The organism is Pseudoxanthomonas sp. LjRoot125, assembly GCF_964252705.1.
In the GTDB taxonomy this organism is placed as follows: domain Bacteria; phylum Pseudomonadota; class Gammaproteobacteria; order Xanthomonadales; family Xanthomonadaceae; genus Pseudoxanthomonas_A.
Map to the genome: position 1 here is coordinate 19820 of NZ_CAXUOY020000002.1, position 16305 is coordinate 36124.

Consider the following 16305-nt stretch of genomic DNA (forward strand, 5'->3'; position numbering starts at 1 on the left):
GCAAATCCGCGAGCATCGCCGGCATGACCATACCCTTGCCGCTGCCTGCGGATGGCATCGCCGCAGGGCTACCCGGCGCCACCTTGCGGTTCCAGCCCGCCTGGCTGGCGGGGGATGCCGCGGATGGCCTGTTCGAAGCGCTGACCGATGCCTTGCCGTGGAGCGTGCACCGCATCCGGCTATTCGGACGCGACGTGGATTCGCCCCGGCTCAGCGCGTGGATCGGCGACGCGGACGCGGTGTATCGCTACTCGGGCACGGCCTTCACGCCACTCGCCTGGACGGAGGCATTGTCCGCGTTACGGCTGCGGTTGCAGGCCGAGTTGGGCGTGCCGTTCAACAGCGTGCTGGCGAATCTCTACCGCGACGGGCGCGACGCGATGGGCTGGCACAGCGACGACGAACCGGAACTGGGGCCGCAACCGGTCATCGCGTCGGTCAGCCTGGGGGCGCCACGGCGGTTCCTGCTGAAACACCGGAAGGAGCCGACGCTGCGCGGGGCGATCGAGTTGCCGCACGGGAGCCTGCTGGTGATGTCGGGCGATACCCAGCGCCTCTATCGGCACGCCCTGCCGCGTACGGCGCGGCCGCTGGGGCCGCGGATCAACCTGACGTTCCGCTACGTGGATCCTGCTCGACGCCGCTGACGTTTCAGCGGCGCAGGGGCGCGTCGTCCCGGCCCGCCACCAACAACCAACCTACCAGGTCCGCGGTGGCGGCGGTCAGCGCGCCATCGAACGCCTGCGCCACCTGGGCCACCTCGACGGATGTGGCCGGCTGCTGCTGGAGGAAGGTGCGCGATGCCACCACGCGTTGGTCGCGACTGCTGACGAGCTTGGCGTTGATCTCCACCACCGCCGACGGCAGGGCGGCGCCGGCGTAATCGGCTTCGAAGCGGCGCACATCCATCACCAGCTTGTAGTCGCCGAGGATGCCGGCGTCGGCGCTGGCCACGGCGGGGATGCGGCCGGAATCCTCCAGCGTGCGCTGTACCGCGTCCTGCACCAATTCGGTCGCCGGTTGCGCCCACGACACGCCGCGGTAGACCTGCAACTCGCCGGGCGCGGGGCGCACCGAGATGCGCGGACTGTCGACCACGCGCGCGGCGGTGGGCTTGGCGATCACCAGGGACCAGCCGACCGTCGGCCATTCGGCCCGCGCGGGTACGCGGATGTCGGGTGCGTAGATCGTCACCGGGTCGCGCTGTTCGCTGCCGAGGATCGAGCAGCCGGCCAGCGCGAACGCCGCCAGGGAAGCACACAGGGAGATGCGCAGCGCTTTCATTTCGGTTCGAACTCCTTGGGTGCGTCGCGGCCCAGCAGGTAGCGCGCGGGATTGCCTTCGAGGCGGTCGCTGACGCGGCGCAGGTCGCGCACCAGTCCGCGCAGTTCGGTGAGCGTCGGGCCCAATTGGCCCAGTCCGTCGTTGGCGAAGCTGTTGATGGCCGCGCGGTTCTCGCCAATGATCGCGTCGGCGTTGCCGGCGGCGGAGTCCAGCTTGCCCAGCGTGCTTTCCAGCTTGGCCAGGATGTCGGGCAGCTCGCGTACCAGGTTCTGGTCCAGGCGCTCGATGGTGCCGTTGGTGGTGGTCAGCGTCTTGTCGAGGTTCTGCGCGGCGTCGCGCGCGCTGACGATCAGCGACTCCAGCCCGTCTTCGCGGCTGGCCAGCGAGTTGCTCATCGATTCCAGGTTCTCGAGCGTGGCGGTGATGCTGGCGACGTTCTTGTCGCTGAGCACCTGGTCGAGCCGCTCGACGATCCGGTTGGCGGTGTCGGTGATGTTCTGCAGCGCAGAGGGCGCTGTCTGGATCACCGGCGCTTCGCGCGTGTCCACGGTGGTCAACGCCGGCGCCTGCGGCGTGCCGCCGCTCAGTTGGATGATGGTGGGGCCGGTCAGGCTGGTGATGGCCAGCTTGGCGCGGGTATCGGTCTTCACCGGCGTGTACGACTCCACGCGGATGCGCGCGATCACCTGGCGCGGGTCGTTGGGCGCCAGCGACAACTTGGTGATCGAGCCCACTGCGATGCCGTTGTACTGCACCGGGCTGCCGACCGACAGGCCGGTGACGGCCTCGCGGAACACCACCTGGTACTCCTGCCAGGTGCGTTCGGACGAATACTTGGCCGCCCACAGCCCGAACAGCAGCAGCGCGGCCGCGATGATCAGCGTGAAGGCGCCGATGAGCACGTAGTTGGCACGGGTTTCCATCGATCAGACCGCCGTTTGCGTGTGGGGTGGCCGGTAGGCCGATTGTCCGTCGCGCGCGGCGCGTGCGCGCGGACCATGGAAATATTCCTGCACCCAGGGATGGTCGAAGCGTTCGACCTCGCTGAGCGGCGCCACGGTGACGACCTGCTGGTCGGCCAGCACAGCGACGCGGTCGCAGATCGCGTACAGCGTATCCAGATCATGGGTGATCAGGAACACCGTCAGTCCCAGCGCTTCCTGCAACGTCTTGATCAGCCGGTCGAACGCGGCCGCGCCGATGGGGTCCAGGCCGGCGGTGGGTTCGTCGAGGAAGAGCAGGGGCGGGTCCAGTGCGAGCGCGCGCGCCAGTCCTGCGCGCTTGCGCATGCCGCCCGACAACTGCGAAGGCAACTTGTTGAGCGCATCGGCAGGCAGGCCCGCGAGCTTGACCTTGAGCAGCGCCAGTTCGTAACGCCAGCTGTCGGGCAGTTCGGGATGATGCTCCTTCAACGGCACCTGCACGTTCTCGCCCACGGTCAGCGAGGAGAACAGCGCGCCGTCCTGGAACAGTACGCCGGTGTTGCGCTCGATGTGCTGGCGCGCGGCAGGGTCTTCGGAGCGTGCATCCTCGCCGAGCACCGTGATCTGCCCTTCATCGGGCTGGCGCAGGCCGAGGATCGAACGCATCAGCACCGATTTGCCGGTGCCCGAGCCGCCGACCACGCCGAGGATCTCGCCCCGGCGCACATCCAGGTCCAGGGCTTCGTGCACGGTCTGTTCGCCGAAGCGGTTGACCAGGCCACGCACGCGGATGATGGGACTGTCGTCGGTCATCGCCTCACCAGTCCATGTGCATGAACCACAACGCGGCGAGCGCGTCGATGATGATGACGAGCGAAATGGTCTGCACGACGCTGGAGGTGGTGCGTTCGCCCACCGATTGCGCGGTGCCTTCCACGCGCAGGCCCTCCAGGCAACCGATCAGGCCGATCACCAACGCGAACACCGGCGCCTTGGACAGGCCCACGAGGAAGTGCTTCACCTCGATGGTGTCGTGCATGCGCGCGATGTACATCTGCGGCGGAATGCCCAGGTCGAACGCGCCGACGGTGACGCCACCGGCCAGGCCCGCCATCATCGAGATGAAGGTCAGCAGCGGCAGCATGACGAGTAGGGCGAGCAGGCGCGGAATGACCAGCAGGTCGATCGGGTCCAGGCCGAGCGTGCGGATCGCGTCGATTTCCTCGCGGCTCTTCATCGCGCCGATCTGCGCGGTGAACGCGGAGGCGGTGCGGCCCGCCAGCACGATGGCGGTCATCAACACGGCGAACTCGCGCAGGAACGCGATGCTCACCAGTTCCACCACGTAGATTTCCGCGCCGAAGTCGCGCAGTACCGTGGAGCCGAGGAACGCGATCACCGCGCCCACCATGTACGACAGCAGGATCACCAGCGGCACGGCGTCCAGGCCGACGGCCTCCATGTGCGCCACGGTGGCCGTGGGGCGGAAGCGGCGCGGTTCCTTCACCATGCGCACCAGCTTGACCAGGTTCTCGCCGGTGAAGCTCAGCAGGGCGACGATCTCCTGCTTGTTCTCGTGCACGCGATAGCCCAGGCGCGACAGCGCGGCGAGCACGCCGTAGTCGCGCTTGCGCGGCGGGCGGTCATCGGCGACATCCTCGATGGTGCTGACCAGCGCCTGGTGGTCCTGGCGGAAGGCGATGTCGGACAGTTCCATGCCGCGGCGCTTGGCGAAGCGCAGCAGCTGCAGCACGCCGGCCGAATCGATGCGGTCGATGGCCGTCGCGTCGATGCGCGTCACCGCCTCGGGGAGGCCGCGCAATTCCTCGGCCACGACCAGCGCGCTCGAAAGCGTCCAGTCGCCGCCCAGCCGCACCTGGCCAGGCTCGGCGGGGTCGGCTTCGCAGTGCGGGCGGGCAAGGGTGGGGGTCATGGCATCGCTCGGCCAAGGAGCATACAGGCTATCCCGCTGAACGTGAGGACCACGCCGATGAACGCCCGCTTGCCCAGCGGCTCGCGCAACCACAGCGCCGCAAGCACCACCAGGAATACCGAAGCGGACTCGTTGAGGATCGCCGCGACCGAGGCCGAGGTGAACTTATAGCCGCCCAGCCATAACACCATGGACAGTCCCTGGCCGATCAGCGCGGCCAGCAGCAGGCGACGCCACGGGACATCCGCCGCGACGAAGCGCATGCGCGCGCGCATCGCGGGCAGGGTGGCGACCACCAGCAGGCCGACGACGGCGCCGGCCAGTCGCAGCAGGGTCACCCACAACAATGGTTGCGTTTCGAGCGTGCGCTTCACCATCACGATGGCGATGGCCATCAGCGCGATCGCAGAGAGTCCGATCATGATGCCGCGCGCCGTGTGCTGCGGATGGGTCTTCCATTCGCCCGGCGGTCGACTGACCAGCAGGACGCCCAGGCCCACCAGAGCGAAGCCGACCCATTGTCCGGCGCCGAGGCGTTCATCCAGGAACACGAATCCGAGCAGCAGTACCAGTGGGCTGTAGAGATTGCCGATCACGCCCATCCGGCCCGCGCCCAGTTCGTTGAGGGCGCGGAAATACAGCGTGTCCGCCAGCGCGATGCCGATCACGCCGCTGGCGACGACGATGGCGAGTTCGGCGGCCGGCAACGTGGGCCAGGCGTCGGCATGGACCACCAGCGCCACCGGCGCGAGCACCGCCAGCACCAGTCCGTTCTTGAGCAGGTTGAGCGAGAGCGGCGGCAGGTGCGCACCCAGCTGGCGCGCCAGGATCACGCCCACCGCCCACGTCGCTGCGCTGCCCAGCGCCATGGCTTCGCCGATACCCACCCGTCCCCCTGCCTGTCGTCGAGCTGCGTAGTGTAAGAGGGCCTCGATGAAGGCGACGACCCGCCGCTTCGGCGATACTGTGCCGATGCCTGACGAGACGCTCACCACTGCCACCTACGCCCAGCGGATCGCCTTCGTCTGCGAGATCGCGGGGCGCCTGCACAGCTACGGCACGACGGCGCAGCGCCTGGAGGGCACGGTCGTCGGCCTGTCCCAGCGACTGGGGCTGGATTGCGAACCGTGGTCGAATCCCACCGGGCTGATCCTGAGTTTCAGCGACCCGGCGCGGCCGCTCGGCGCCAGCGACAGCACCCGGGTGATCCGGCTCGCACCCGGCGAAACCGACCTGCACAAACTGAGTGAAGCCGACCGCATCGCCGATGCCGTGTCCGCCGGGGAGATGAGCATCGCCCAGGGCCACACCGCGCTGCGGGCGCTGGATCGCGCGCGCAGCGTGCGCTGGCGAGCGATGCAGATCTTCGCCTCCGGCCTGGCGGCGGCGGCCGTCGCCGGCCTGTGGCGGCTGCCATGGCTCGACATGGCGACCGCGGGACTGATCGGCGTGATCATCGGCGTGCTCGGCGAATTGATCGCGCGCCGTCCGCAGATGAAGGAAGCCAGCGATGCGATTTCGGCGCTGGTGGCGGGCTTCGTCGCGATCCTGATCGCGAATTTCATCGCGCCGCTGAACCTCAACACGGTGATCATCGCCTCGCTGATCGTGCTGCTGCCCGGCATGGCGCTGACCAATGCGGTGAACGAGCTCACCAGCCAGCACCTGGTCTCGGGCGTGGCCCGTTTTGCGGGCGCGCTGGCCACCGTGCTGAAGCTCACCGTCGGCAGCATGATCGCCGTGACGCTGGCCCAGCTGTTGGGGCTGTATCCGGAGGTGCGCGCCTTGCGTCCGCAACCGGAGTGGGTCGAATGGGCTTCGATGGTGGTGGCGGCCTACGCCTTCGCGGTGCTGTTCAAGGCGCACCGGCGCGACTACTTCTGGGTGATGGCGGCCGCCATCGCCGGCTACAGCATTTCGCGGTATGCGGGCGCGGCCTGGGGCAGCCCGGTGGGCATCTTCCTGTCCGCGCTGACGCTCACGGCCGCGGGCAATGCGTTCGCACGCTGGGCCAACCGGCCGGGCGCGCTGATCCGCGTGCCGGGCATCCTGATGCTGGTGCCGGGCAGCACCAGCCTGCGCGGCCTGCTCACGCTGGTGCAGCAGCAGGACGTGGGCGTCGGGCAATCCGCGCTGTTGGCCGTCACCAACGTGGTGATGGCGCTGATTGCGGGGCTGCTGTTCGGCAACCTGCTGATCTCCTCGCGCAAGAACCTCTGACGCGATCCACGCAAACGAAAAACGGGAGGCCAAGCCTCCCGTTCGTATTCGCTTCCAGTGCCGCTTACTTCTTCTTGATGAGGAAGTCTTCGGCCTTCTTGCCCTTGGCGATCAGGGCGGCCATCCAGCGTGGGTGCTTGCCGCGGCCGGTCCAGGTTTCCTTGGGGTTGGCCGGGTTGCGGTACTTCGGTGCCACCTTGCCCAGCTTGCGGCCGGCGCGTGAGGCGGCAGGCTTCGCGGGCGCCTTCGTGGTCGCGCGTCCGGAAGCGCCGAACAGTTCCTCCAGCGTGTAGCCCTCGGCCTTCGCGAACTTGGTGATCTTGCCGCGCACTGTGGCGATGGGCGTGCGCTTGGCCAGCTTGGTCTGTTGTTCCTTGGCCTTGGCGATCAGGGCGCCAAGTTCCTTGGCGGACAGGTTACGCAGGTCGATCGACATCAACTATCTCCAATCAGGAAGGGAAGGCCCGTCCATGGCGGTCGCCCGATCATAAGCGAGCGGGCGAGCGCGGTTCAAACCGCGCCGCCGCCGATGCTTACCCGCGCAGGCGGGCGAGCAGTTCGTCGCGTCCGATGTTCTCCGCGTCGGTCGCACGGCGTGCGCGGTACTCGAACGTGCCTGCCGCGAGGCCACGTTCGGACACCACCACGCGATGCGGGATGCCGATCAGCTCGATGTCGGCGAACATCGCACCGGGGCGCAGGCCACGGTCGTCGAGGACGGCTTCGATGCCGCTCGCCTGCAGGTCCGTCAAGAGTTGCTCGGCCGCCGTGTTCACTGCGGCGTCGTTCTTCGGATTGATCACGCAGACGGCCACGGCCCAAGGCGCCATCGGCACGGGCCAGATGATGCCGTTGGCGTCGTGGTTCTGCTCGATCGCGGCGGCGACGATGCGCGACACGCCGATGCCATAGCAGCCCATGGCGGGCGCGGCGGCCTTGCCGGCATCGTCCAGCACGGTGAACTTCATCGCTTCGCTGTACTTGCGGCCGAGCTGGAACACGTGGCCGACTTCAATGCCGCGCACGAGGCGGATCTCGCCGCCATCGGCAGCCTTGTCGCCTTCCACCACGTTGCGGATATCGGCGACGGTTTCCGGTTCGCCCAGGTCGCGGCCCCAGTTGACGCCTGCCAAGTGGTAGCCGGCTTCGTTCGCGCCGACGACGAAGTCCGCCATCGCGGCGACGTCGCGATCGGCCACCACGCGGATCGCCTGGCGTGCGTTCACCGGGCCGAGGAAGCCGGGCTCGCTGCCGAGGTGGGCGGCGATCTCCGCCTCGCTGGCCATGCGGTACTCGGCCAGGCCGGCGACCTTGCCCAGCTTGATCTCGTTGACGGCGTGGTCACCGCGCACCAGCGCCAGCACGAAGCCGTCGTCGGTCATCACCGCGATCGACTTCACCGTCCGCTGCAGCGGGATGCCGAGCAGCGCGGCGACGTCCTCGCAGGTCTTCTGCGTGGGCGTGGCGACCTTGTTCATCGTTTCCGATGCGGCCGCGCGCGGGCCGGGCTCCGCGGCCTGCGCCTTCTCGACGTTCGCCGCGTAGTCCGAGCCGGTGGAGAACGCGATGGAATCTTCGCCGGACTCTGCCAGCACGTGGAATTCCTGCGACGCGTCGCCGCCGATGGCACCGCTGTCCGCCTGCACGGCGCGGAAATCCAGGCCCAAACGGGTGAAGATGCGCGTGTACGCCGCATGCATGTTGCGGTACTCGCGCACCAGGTCCTCGTCGGTGATGTGGAAGGAGTACGCGTCCTTCATCACGAACTCGCGCGCACGCATCACGCCGAAGCGCGGGCGGATCTCGTCGCGGAACTTGGTCTGTATCTGGTAGAAATTGACCGGCAGCTGCTTGTAGCTCGACAGTTCCTGGCGCGCGAAGTCGGTGACCGCTTCCTCCGCCGTCGGGCTGTAGCAGAAGTGCTGTTCCTTGCGATCGGTGATCTTGAGCAACTGGCCGCCGAACTTCTCCCACCGCCCGGTCTCCTCCCACAGCTCGCGCGGCTGGATGGTCGGCATGATCATCTCGATCGCGCCCGCGCGGTCCATTTCCTCGCGCACGACGGTCTCCACCTTGCGCAGCACGCGCAGGCCCAACGGCGACCAGGTGTACAGGCCGGCGGCCAGCTTGCGGATCATGCCGGCGCGCAGCATCAGCTGGTGGCTGACCAGTTCGGCGTCGGCCGGGGTTTCCTTGGTGGTGCGGAGGTGGAACTGCGACAGGCGCATCGGCATCGGCGTTCAGGGGGACGAATCGCCTATTTTGCCAGCCTTGGCCGCGTGCGGGGCGCTATTCGTGTGTGTCCGTGCCGTCGCCGCTCACCCGGATGCCGGCGGGCGTGTCGCGCTCGATGCGCTCGTAACGCCGGCCCTTCGGTGGTTGTTCGGTGATCTGGAGGACGCCTGCGTCGTCACGCCAGCGGTGCAGCGAAGGGCGCGCTTCCACGGGAGCGCACCCTTGCCTCCCACCTCACGCAGGGCCTCGGATCCGTCGGCTTCATCCCGCGACAGCCACCAGGCCACGCCCCCGCCCACGGCCAGGCCCGCCACGATGGCCAGCCAGGCCCGCATGCAGGCTCAACCGCCGGCGGGCTTGCAGTACGCCTGGACACCTGCCTCGGCGAGCGCACGCTGGGTGGCGCGGCCGGCATCATCCAGCGTGGTGTCGGGCTTGCCGTCCCCGTCCGTGTCCTGTTGCACGGGCGCCTTGTTGCCCAGCACTTCCAGGTTCCGGCGCGCGGTGGCGCACTGCGGGTTCTCCACCGGCTTGCCGGCAGGTTGCGTTTCGCTGGTCGGCGCGCCGTACTGGTTGATGCGGCGGTTCTGGACCTGCTGGCTGGGCGGCGGCGTGTCCGAATAGTGGGTGACGCCGTTCTTGTCCTTCCACTGGTAGACCTGCTGGGCCTTCGTGGTGGCGACAACGGCGAGGCACAGCGCCAGCGCGGCGAGGCAGGGGACGAGGCGCATGGCCGGCTCCGGGATCGAGGAGCCCCGATTGCAGCACCCCTAGGGCGTGCAGGCAAGCCGGGGCGCGGACCGCTTGGGCTAAACTGCGACCCATGAACGAAATCAAGCCGCCCCCGCGCTCGCGCGGGATCTACCTGTTGCCCAACCTGTTCACCACCGCGGGCCTGTTCGCCGGGTTCTTCGCGATCATCGCCGCCGCCAACGGTCAGTTCGTCAATGCGGCCATCGCCGTGTTCGTGGCCGGCCTGATGGACGGCATCGACGGCCGCGTGGCGCGCCTGACCGGCACCAGCAGCGACTTCGGCGTGCAATACGACTCGCTGGCCGACCTGGTCAGCTTCGGTCTGGCGCCGGCGCTGGTGATGTACCACTGGTCGCTGTCGGCGCTGAAGTTCGATGGCGGCGTGATGGGACGGGTCGGCTGGGTGGTGGCGTTCCTGTATGCCGCGTGCGCGGCGCTGCGGCTGGCCCGCTTCAATACGCAGGTGGGCACGGTGGACAAGCGCTGGTTCATCGGCCTGGCCAGTCCGGCGGCGGCGGGACTGATGATGTCCTTTGTCTGGGCGTTCGCCGATGGCGAACTCGGCTGGACCGGCGAGGAACTGCGCTACGTGGCGCTGGCGGTGACGTTGGTGGCCGCGCTGTTGATGGTCAGCCGGATCCGCTTCTGGAGTTTCAAGGGCACGGGCGAAGGCGGTGCGAAAGCGGACCGCATTCCCTTCGTGGTGCTTGCCCTGGTGCCGTTGGTGTTGGCGATCCTCTTCATCGACCTGCCGCGCACACTGTTCGCGGTGGGCGTGGTCTACGCGCTGTCCGGGCCGGCCTATTGGCTGTGGCAGCGTAGCCGTCGCACGCGGGACGGCGCCGCATGATGCTGGCGGCGGACCGCTTGTGGTCGGCCGAGCAGCAGGGCTGGCTCGGCGCCCTCGGGCATACGGTCTACCTGCCGGCCGACTGGCCGACCGAAGCTGGCGCGCCGACGCAGGTTGCGGAGCCACCCGTTGAGCGCACCGAGCGCGCGCCCGTGGCGGCGCCATCGCGCGCCCGGCCACCGGCACACGACGCGGTGGAACGTCCGGCCCCTGCGCGCCCCGCGCCCGCGCCGCGCGCGCCCGGCTCGCGCGTGCCGGATCGCCTGCATTTCGCGCTGATCCGCGCGTCGGGCTGCAATCCGAACGCGCCCGGTGCGGCGGAGTTGTTCGCGCAATGGCCTTCTTCCGCGGAATTGCGCGGTAATCCGGCGGCCAAGCGGGCGTTGTGGCCCACCCTGCGCCGACTGCGGCGGGGTACGTCGGCATGAGTGCATTGGGCGTCGAGGCTTCACCGGCGTCCACCCCCAGCCTGCGGCCGATGCGCGAGGCCGATCTGGACGCCGTGCTGGCGATCGAGCAACGCGGTTATCCGTTTCCGTGGACGCGCGGCATCTTCCGCGACTGCCTCAAGGCGGGCTATCCGTCCTGGGTGCTCACCGAGCACAGCCTGGTCATCGGCTACGGCCTGTTGAGCATTGCCGCGGATGAGGCCCATGTATTGAACATCTGCATCGCGCCGGAGCGGCAGGGGCGCGGGCTGGGCCGCTACCTGTTGCGCGCGTTGGTGAAGATCGCCCGCGACCACCGCGCACAGCGCGTCTTCCTGGAAGTGCGTCCATCCAATCCGGGCGCGATCGCGCTGTACCACAGCGAAGGCTTCAACGAGATCGGCCGCCGGCCCCGCTACTATCCGGCCCGCGATGGTCGCGAGGACGCATTGGTGATGGCGATCGAACTGGTCGCCGACGACATCACCACGATGCCGCCGCTGTAGGGCGGGCCCTGGCCCGCCATCGCGATTACAGCTTCGCGCGCTGCCCGTGCAGGGCGGCGAGCTGGTTGCTCCAGTCGGCCAGGCGCTGGCGTTCCTGGTCGACCACCGCCGGCGGCACCTTGTCGGTGAACTTGGCCAGCTTGGCCTCGCTCTTCTCCTTCTCGCTGGCGACGCGGGCGATTTCCTTGTCCAGGCGCGCGCGTTCGGCATCGAGGTCGACCAGGCCCTCCAGCGGCACCAGCAGCTTCAGCTCACCGACGACCGCGGCGGCCGAGGCGGGCGCATCGGCGCTGGCGTCCAGCCACGCGATGTCTTCGAGCTTCAGCAGGAACGACAGCGACGACGCGAAGCGCGAGATGCGCGCACGGTCGTTGTCCTGGCCGTCCTGCAGCAGCAGGCGGACGGTTTTGCCCGGCGAGACGTTGAGCTCGCTGCGCACGCGGCGCAGCGTGGACACCATCGTCTTCAGCCATTCCACGTCGGCATCGGCCTGCGCGTAATCCTGGCCGGCGACATCGCTGGCGGCCGGGTAGGGACGCAACGACACGGTGCCGCCGTCGATGCCCAGCTTCGGCGCGACCTGCTGCCACAGCTCCTCGGTGACGAACGGGGTGAGCGGGTGCAGCAGGCGCAGCAGCGATTCCAGCACGTACAGCAGCGTGTGGCGGGTACTGTCGGCCGCGTCCTTGTCGCCGCCATTGAGCGCGGGCTTGGCGAGTTCGACGAACCAGTCGCAGAACTCGTTCCAGGCGAACTCGTACAGCGCCTGCGACAGCAGGTCGAAGCGGTAGGCGGCGAACTGCGTTCCGGCTTCGGCGACGACCTTGGCCAGGCGCGAGAGAATCCACTTTTCCGCATCGGTCTTTGGCTGCGGCGCGCCGCTGGCGGTGAAGCCGTCGGTGTTCATCAGCACGAAACGCGTGGCGTTCCAGAGCTTGTTGCAGAAGTTCTTGTAGCCCTCGGCGCGGCCCATGTCGAACTTGATGTCGCGACCGTGGGTCGCCAGCGCGGCGATGGTGAAGCGCAGCGCGTCGGCGCCGTGCGGCACGATGCCGTCCGGGAATTCCTTGCGCGTGGCCCTCTCGATCTTCGGCGCGTCACTGGGCTTCATCAGGTTCGTCGTGCGCTTCGTGACCAGATCTTCCAGCGAGATGCCGTCGATGATGTCCAGCGGGTCGAGCACGTTGCCCTTCGACTTGGACATCTTCTGGCCGTCCTTGTCGCGGATCAGGCCGGTCATGTAGACGTCGCGGAACGGCACCTGGCCGACGAAGCTGTCGGTGGCCATCACCATGCGCGCCACCCAGAAGAAGATGATGTCGAAGCCGGTGACCAGCACCGACGACGGCAGATAGCGGTCGAAGCCGCGCGCGGCCATCGCCTGCGTGTCCGGCCAGCCCATCGTGCTGAACGGCCACAGCTGCGAGGAGAACCAGGTCTCCAGCACGTCGCTGTCCTGGGTCAGCGCGACATCGGCGGAGAGACCGGCCTTGGCGCGCGCTTCGGCCTCGTCGCGGCCGACGTAGCAATTGCCCGCGCCATCGAACCACGCCGGGATGCGGTGTCCCCACCAGAGCTGGCGGCTGATGCACCAGTCCTGGATGTTCTCCATCCAGTGACGGTAGGTATTGATCCAGTTCGGGGGCACGAACTTCACCTCGCCGGACTCGACGAGTTCCAGGCCGCGCTTGGCCAGGCCGTCCATCTTCACGAACCATTGGTCGGTCAGGTAGGGCTCGATCACCTGGTTGGTACGGTCGCCGCGCGGCACCTGCAGCTTGTGCGGCTTGGTCTCGACCAGCAGGCCGAGATCCTCGAGATCCGCCAACACGACCTTGCGCGCTTCGTAACGGTCCAGGCCGCGGTATTTCTCCGGCGCGTTCTCGTTGATCGCCGCCGTCGGCGTCAGCAGGTTGATCAGCGGCAGGTCGTGGCGCAAACCCACCTGGTAATCGTTGAAGTCGTGCGCCGGCGTGACCTTCACCACGCCCGTGCCGAACTCGCGGTCGACATAGTCGTCGGCGATGACGGGAATTTCACGGTCGGTCAGCGGCAGCTTCACCGCCTTGCCGATCAGGTGCGCGTAACGCTCGTCTTCCGGGTGCACCATCACGGCGGTGTCGCCGAGCATGGTTTCCGGACGCGTGGTGGCCACGACCAGCGTACCGCTGCCGTCGGCCAGCGGGTATTCGATGGACCACAGGAAGCCGTCTTCCTCGACGTTCTCCACTTCCAGGTCGGAGATCGCGGTCTTCAGCACGGGGTCCCAGTTGACCAGGCGCTGGCCGCGGTAGATCAGGCCCTGCTCGTGCCAGCGCACGAAGGCTTCGATGACGGCCTTCGAGGCGTCCTCGTCCATGGTGAACGTGCTGCGCGACCAGTCGCCCGACGCGCCCATGCGGCGCATCTGCCGCTCGATGGTGTCGCCGGACTGCGCCTTCCATTCCCACACCTTGGCGATGAAGCCGTCGCGTCCCAGCGAGTCGCGCGTTTCGCCTTTGCCTTCCTGCGCCAGGTTGCGGCTGACAACCATTTCCGTCGCGATGCCGGCATGGTCGGTGCCCATCTGCCACAGCGTGTCGAAGCCGCGCATGCGGTGGTAGCGCACCAGCGCGTCCATCAGCGTGTGCTGGAACGCGTGGCCCATGTGCAACGTGCCGGTGACGTTCGGCGGCGGCAGCAGCACCGTGTAGGGCTGGCCCGTGCCACTGGGCGTGAAGTAGCCGGCGGCTTCCCACTGTGCGTACAGGCGGGATTCGAAGGATTTCGGGTCGTAGCTGGAGGCGAGGTCGGTCATCGTGTCGGTGTGGTTGCTGCGATCGCGCGAACGCGGATCGCGTGGCCGGCGGCAGCGCCGCCGAGGGCATTACATGTCGTGCTTGTTCACGTCGTAGCCGCGCGCCTTGTACTGCTTCCAGCGTTCGCGCAGCGGCTCGCGCGCGGACGGGTCGGCGGGCACCACTTCCAGCACGCGCTCGCAGGCGCCGGCGAAGGCGTCGTCGCGCAGGTTGATGACCAGCGCGCGGGCGGGCACGTCGACATCGGGCGTGGCGATCAGCACGGGCGTCAGCTCGTCCTCTTCATCGCCGGCGATCTGGTGCGGGATGTAGGCGTCCGGATCGAACTCCCACAACAGTTCGTCGAGCGCTTCGGCCTGCGCGGCATCGCGCGCCAGCACCAGCGTCCACTGGTTGCTGTCGTAAGCCTTGCGGGCCAGCTCGCAGACCAGTTTGAGGGGTTCCTCAAGGAAGCGCGGCTTTGCGATCAGGTAGAAATCCGCGCGGGCCATCAAGCAGTCGCACCGTTGTTGGGGTAAACGAAATCCAGGTCGAATTCTTCGTCGGTGTCGCTGAAGAGAATCTTCGCGTCTTGTTCCAACTCTTGCTCTAGGGCGAGCCGCGCGAACGCCATGGAGAGCGTCATTGCTTGCCAGCCATCTGAGCCATAGAGAGTGTGGGTTCCGTTAAAACGGGATCCACTCAGCCCGTTGATTTCAAGCTCGCACGACCAGCCAAGCTCGCCAAGCACAGGAACACTGATCCTGAGCAGGAAAGTATGGATGTCCCCTGCCAAACTCGCTTTCCTCAACGGGCGTTCGATGGCCAGCATTTAGGCGACGCGGTCCAGCAGCCACTGGCTCAGCAAGCCGACCGGTCGGCCGGTGGCCATGCCGCGCTTGCCTTCGTCGTTGGCCACGCCGGCGATGTCCAGGTGCGCCCAGCGCTGGCCTTCGGTGAAGCGCGCGAGGAAGCAGCCAGCGGTGATCGCGCCCGCCCAGCGACCGCCGATGTTGTAGACGTCGGCGAAGCTGGATTCCAGCTGGGTCTGGTACTCGTCCCACAGCGGGAGGCGCCAGGCGCGGTCGAACACGGTCTCGCCGGCACCCTGCAATTCGTTGCTGAGGTCGTCGTGCTTGCTCATCAGGCCGCTGGCGTAGCGGCCCAGCGCCACGATGCAGGCACCGGTCAGCGTGGCGACGTCGACCAGCGCGGCGGGCTTGAAGCGCTCGGCGTAGGTCAGGGCGTCGCACAGAATCAGGCGGCCCTCGGCGTCGGTGTTGCCGACTTCGATCGTCTTGCCAGACATGCTGGTGATGACATCGGAAGGCCGGTAGGCATTGCCGTCGATGGCGTTCTCGACCGCCGGCACCACTACCACCAGGTTCAGCGCCAGCTTCATTTTCGCCGCGGCCACGAACGTGCCGATGACGCTGCCCGCGCCCAGCATGTCGTACTTCATCTCCTCGATGCCGCCCTGGGTCTTCAGGTTCACGCCACCGGTGTCGAAGGTGATGCCCTTGCCGACCAGCACGTACGGCTTGGCGTCGCCGCCCCCGTTCCACTTCAGCACGATCAGGCGCGGGCGGTTGGCCGAACCGCGCGCCACCGCCAGCAGCGAGCCCATGCCGAGCGCTTCCATCTGCGTCTCGTCGAGGATCTCGGCTTCGGCGCCGTTCTCGCCCGCGTACGTCTGCGCCTGCTCGGCCAGGTAAGCCGGGGTGCAGATGTTCGGCGGCAGGTTGCCGAGCTCGCGGGTGGTCTGCACGCCGGCGGCGATGGCCACGCCCTGCGCCAAGGCCTGCGCGTCGTCGCCGCTGACGGCGAAGTGGGCCAGGCCCGGGTCATCGTTCTTCTTCTTGCCCAGCGTCGCGGTGTAGCGGTAGCAGGCGTGGTCGGCGGCGATCACGGCCTGGCGGATCTTCCACGCGGCATCGCGTTCCTTCACGTCCACTTCGGACAGGGTGAACAGCGCGGTCTTCACGGGGCCGATCTTCAGGGTGCGGGCAGCATCGCCCACGGCCTTCAGGTATTGCGCCACGCCGAACTTGGCGGCTTCGCCCAAGCCCACGACCAGCACGCGCGGCGCGGTCACGCCCGGCAGGTCGTGCAGCAGGGTGGTCTTGCCGGTCTTGCCGCCCACGTCGCCGCGCTGGACCAGGGCCGAGAGCTTGCCGCCACTGGCCGCGTCCACGGCCTGGGCCGCCGGCGTCAGGCTCTTGTCGGCGTAGGCGCCGACCACGACGCAATCGACGCCGGCCTGGGCGGGGGCTTCGTGGTTCAGGGTGAATTCCAGCGTCATTGATCAGATTCCCGGTTCAGTTACGTACAATCGCGGGCCGGATGAACGATGGCAGGCGCCATCCCGGACCGCAGAGACCGCCGCCGCAGGCGCG

General features: G+C 68.0%; 17 protein-coding genes and 1 pseudogene. 5 read left to right on the top strand and 13 right to left on the bottom strand.

The features are described 5' to 3' along the window. The first annotated feature begins 23 nt into the window (after window positions 1-23). Window positions 24-647 (top strand): alpha-ketoglutarate-dependent dioxygenase AlkB family protein, encoded by a 624-nt coding sequence (locus ACSION_RS15655; protein WP_435306748.1) that lies wholly within the window; start codon window positions 24-26, stop codon window positions 645-647. Window positions 648-651: 4 nt separating this feature from the next. On the opposite strand, the gene ACSION_RS15660 is transcribed toward ACSION_RS15655, so the two are convergent. The 5 genes from ACSION_RS15660 to ACSION_RS15680 are packed head-to-tail and all read right to left on the bottom strand — an operon-like array spanning window position 652 to window position 5009. Next, window positions 652-1284: an ABC-type transport auxiliary lipoprotein family protein gene (locus tag ACSION_RS15660; RefSeq protein ID WP_435306749.1), complete on the bottom strand. Its 633-nt coding sequence runs from the start codon at window positions 1282-1284 to the stop codon at window positions 652-654. Continuing rightward, window positions 1281-2207, bottom strand: coding sequence for an MlaD family protein (locus ACSION_RS15665; RefSeq protein WP_435306750.1), 927 nt, complete (start codon window positions 2205-2207; stop codon window positions 1281-1283). The genes ACSION_RS15660 and ACSION_RS15665 overlap by 4 nt, the downstream gene beginning before the upstream one ends. 3 nt (window positions 2208-2210) lie before the next feature. After that, the gene (locus ACSION_RS15670) at window positions 2211-3020 is read right to left on the bottom strand and encodes an ABC transporter ATP-binding protein (RefSeq protein WP_435306751.1); all 810 of its coding nucleotides are present in this window, start codon (window positions 3018-3020) and stop codon (window positions 2211-2213) included. 4 nt (window positions 3021-3024) lie between these two features. Continuing rightward, window positions 3025-4140 (bottom strand): ABC transporter permease, encoded by a 1116-nt coding sequence (locus tag ACSION_RS15675; protein WP_435306752.1) that lies wholly within the window; start codon window positions 4138-4140, stop codon window positions 3025-3027. After that, window positions 4137-5009, bottom strand: a complete 873-nt coding sequence (locus ACSION_RS15680; RefSeq protein ID WP_435306753.1) for a DMT family transporter — start codon at window positions 5007-5009, stop codon at window positions 4137-4139. The genes ACSION_RS15675 and ACSION_RS15680 overlap by 4 nt, the downstream gene beginning before the upstream one ends. A 103-nt stretch (window positions 5010-5112) precedes the next feature. On the opposite strand from ACSION_RS15680, the gene ACSION_RS15685 reads away from it, so the two are divergent. After that, entirely contained in the window at window positions 5113-6360 is a 1248-nt protein-coding gene (locus ACSION_RS15685; RefSeq protein WP_093489564.1) for a threonine/serine ThrE exporter family protein, read from the top strand. Window positions 6361-6430: 70 nt separating this feature from the next. Here the strand turns inward: ACSION_RS15685 and ACSION_RS15690 are convergent. From ACSION_RS15690 to ACSION_RS15705, 4 genes and pseudogenes are all read right to left on the bottom strand, one after another. Continuing rightward, a pseudogene (locus ACSION_RS15690) lies at window positions 6431-6796 on the bottom strand (H-NS histone family protein); the annotation flags it as partial. A 97-nt stretch (window positions 6797-6893) separates the two neighbouring features. After that, window positions 6894-8588: a proline--tRNA ligase gene (locus ACSION_RS15695; RefSeq protein ID WP_435306975.1), complete on the bottom strand. Its 1695-nt coding sequence runs from the start codon at window positions 8586-8588 to the stop codon at window positions 6894-6896. A 61-nt stretch (window positions 8589-8649) separates the two neighbouring features. Further along, the gene (locus tag ACSION_RS15700) at window positions 8650-8805 is read right to left on the bottom strand and encodes a DUF4124 domain-containing protein (protein ID WP_435306754.1); all 156 of its coding nucleotides are present in this window, start codon (window positions 8803-8805) and stop codon (window positions 8650-8652) included. A gap of 131 nt (window positions 8806-8936) precedes the next feature. Then, window positions 8937-9326 (bottom strand): DUF4124 domain-containing protein, encoded by a 390-nt coding sequence (locus ACSION_RS15705; RefSeq protein WP_435306755.1) that lies wholly within the window; start codon window positions 9324-9326, stop codon window positions 8937-8939. A gap of 92 nt (window positions 9327-9418) precedes the next feature. Here ACSION_RS15705 and pssA point away from each other — a divergent pair, with 92 nt between their 5' ends. Genes pssA through rimI form a run of 3 tightly spaced genes read left to right on the top strand, consistent with a single transcriptional unit; the run spans window position 9419 to window position 11132 of the window. After that, complete coding sequence (pssA, locus tag ACSION_RS15710; protein ID WP_435306756.1) at window positions 9419-10198, top strand: CDP-diacylglycerol--serine O-phosphatidyltransferase; 780 nt, start codon at window positions 9419-9421, stop codon at window positions 10196-10198. Beyond that, window positions 10195-10626, top strand: a complete 432-nt coding sequence (locus ACSION_RS15715) for an alanine acetyltransferase (protein ID WP_435306757.1) — start codon at window positions 10195-10197, stop codon at window positions 10624-10626. The genes pssA and ACSION_RS15715 overlap by 4 nt, the downstream gene beginning before the upstream one ends. Further along, the gene (gene rimI, locus ACSION_RS15720) at window positions 10623-11132 is read left to right on the top strand and encodes a ribosomal protein S18-alanine N-acetyltransferase (RefSeq protein WP_435306758.1); all 510 of its coding nucleotides are present in this window, start codon (window positions 10623-10625) and stop codon (window positions 11130-11132) included. The genes ACSION_RS15715 and rimI overlap by 4 nt, the downstream gene beginning before the upstream one ends. 25 nt (window positions 11133-11157) lie before the next feature. Here rimI and ACSION_RS15725 read toward each other — a convergent pair whose 3' ends face one another. The 4 genes from ACSION_RS15725 to ACSION_RS15740 form a co-directional block, all read right to left on the bottom strand. Beyond that, complete coding sequence (locus ACSION_RS15725) at window positions 11158-13929, bottom strand: valine--tRNA ligase (RefSeq protein ID WP_435306759.1); 2772 nt, start codon at window positions 13927-13929, stop codon at window positions 11158-11160. 69 nt (window positions 13930-13998) lie between these two features. Then, window positions 13999-14421: a DNA polymerase III subunit chi gene (locus ACSION_RS15730; protein WP_093487848.1), complete on the bottom strand. Its 423-nt coding sequence runs from the start codon at window positions 14419-14421 to the stop codon at window positions 13999-14001. Next, window positions 14421-14741 (bottom strand): DUF6968 family protein, encoded by a 321-nt coding sequence (locus ACSION_RS15735; RefSeq protein WP_435306760.1) that lies wholly within the window; start codon window positions 14739-14741, stop codon window positions 14421-14423. The genes ACSION_RS15730 and ACSION_RS15735 overlap by 1 nt, the downstream gene beginning before the upstream one ends. Beyond that, a complete protein-coding gene (locus ACSION_RS15740; protein WP_435306761.1) occupies window positions 14742-16211 on the bottom strand; it encodes a leucyl aminopeptidase in 1470 nt (489 codons plus the stop codon). It abuts the gene before it with no gap. Between the last annotated feature and the right edge of the window lie 94 nt (window positions 16212-16305).

Coding starts and splice junctions, on each gene's coding strand:
- ACSION_RS15655 (WP_435306748.1), top strand. CDS start 24: ATGACCATACCCTTGCCGCTGCCTGCGGATGGCATCGCCGCAGGGCTA.
- ACSION_RS15660 (WP_435306749.1), bottom strand. CDS start 1,284: ATGAAAGCGCTGCGCATCTCCCTGTGTGCTTCCCTGGCGGCGTTCGCG.
- ACSION_RS15665 (WP_435306750.1), bottom strand. CDS start 2,207: ATGGAAACCCGTGCCAACTACGTGCTCATCGGCGCCTTCACGCTGATC.
- ACSION_RS15670 (WP_435306751.1), bottom strand. CDS start 3,020: ATGACCGACGACAGTCCCATCATCCGCGTGCGTGGCCTGGTCAACCGC.
- ACSION_RS15675 (WP_435306752.1), bottom strand. CDS start 4,140: ATGACCCCCACCCTTGCCCGCCCGCACTGCGAAGCCGACCCCGCCGAG.
- ACSION_RS15680 (WP_435306753.1), bottom strand. CDS start 5,009: ATGGCGCTGGGCAGCGCAGCGACGTGGGCGGTGGGCGTGATCCTGGCG.
- ACSION_RS15685 (WP_093489564.1), top strand. CDS start 5,113: ATGCCTGACGAGACGCTCACCACTGCCACCTACGCCCAGCGGATCGCC.
- ACSION_RS15695 (WP_435306975.1), bottom strand. CDS start 8,588: ATGCGCCTGTCGCAGTTCCACCTCCGCACCACCAAGGAAACCCCGGCC.
- ACSION_RS15705 (WP_435306755.1), bottom strand. CDS start 9,326: ATGCGCCTCGTCCCCTGCCTCGCCGCGCTGGCGCTGTGCCTCGCCGTT.
- pssA (WP_435306756.1), top strand. CDS start 9,419: ATGAACGAAATCAAGCCGCCCCCGCGCTCGCGCGGGATCTACCTGTTG.
- ACSION_RS15715 (WP_435306757.1), top strand. CDS start 10,195: ATGATGCTGGCGGCGGACCGCTTGTGGTCGGCCGAGCAGCAGGGCTGG.
- rimI (WP_435306758.1), top strand. CDS start 10,623: ATGAGTGCATTGGGCGTCGAGGCTTCACCGGCGTCCACCCCCAGCCTG.
- ACSION_RS15725 (WP_435306759.1), bottom strand. CDS start 13,929: ATGACCGACCTCGCCTCCAGCTACGACCCGAAATCCTTCGAATCCCGC.
- ACSION_RS15730 (WP_093487848.1), bottom strand. CDS start 14,421: ATGGCCCGCGCGGATTTCTACCTGATCGCAAAGCCGCGCTTCCTTGAG.
- ACSION_RS15735 (WP_435306760.1), bottom strand. CDS start 14,741: ATGCTGGCCATCGAACGCCCGTTGAGGAAAGCGAGTTTGGCAGGGGAC.
- ACSION_RS15740 (WP_435306761.1), bottom strand. CDS start 16,211: ATGACGCTGGAATTCACCCTGAACCACGAAGCCCCCGCCCAGGCCGGC.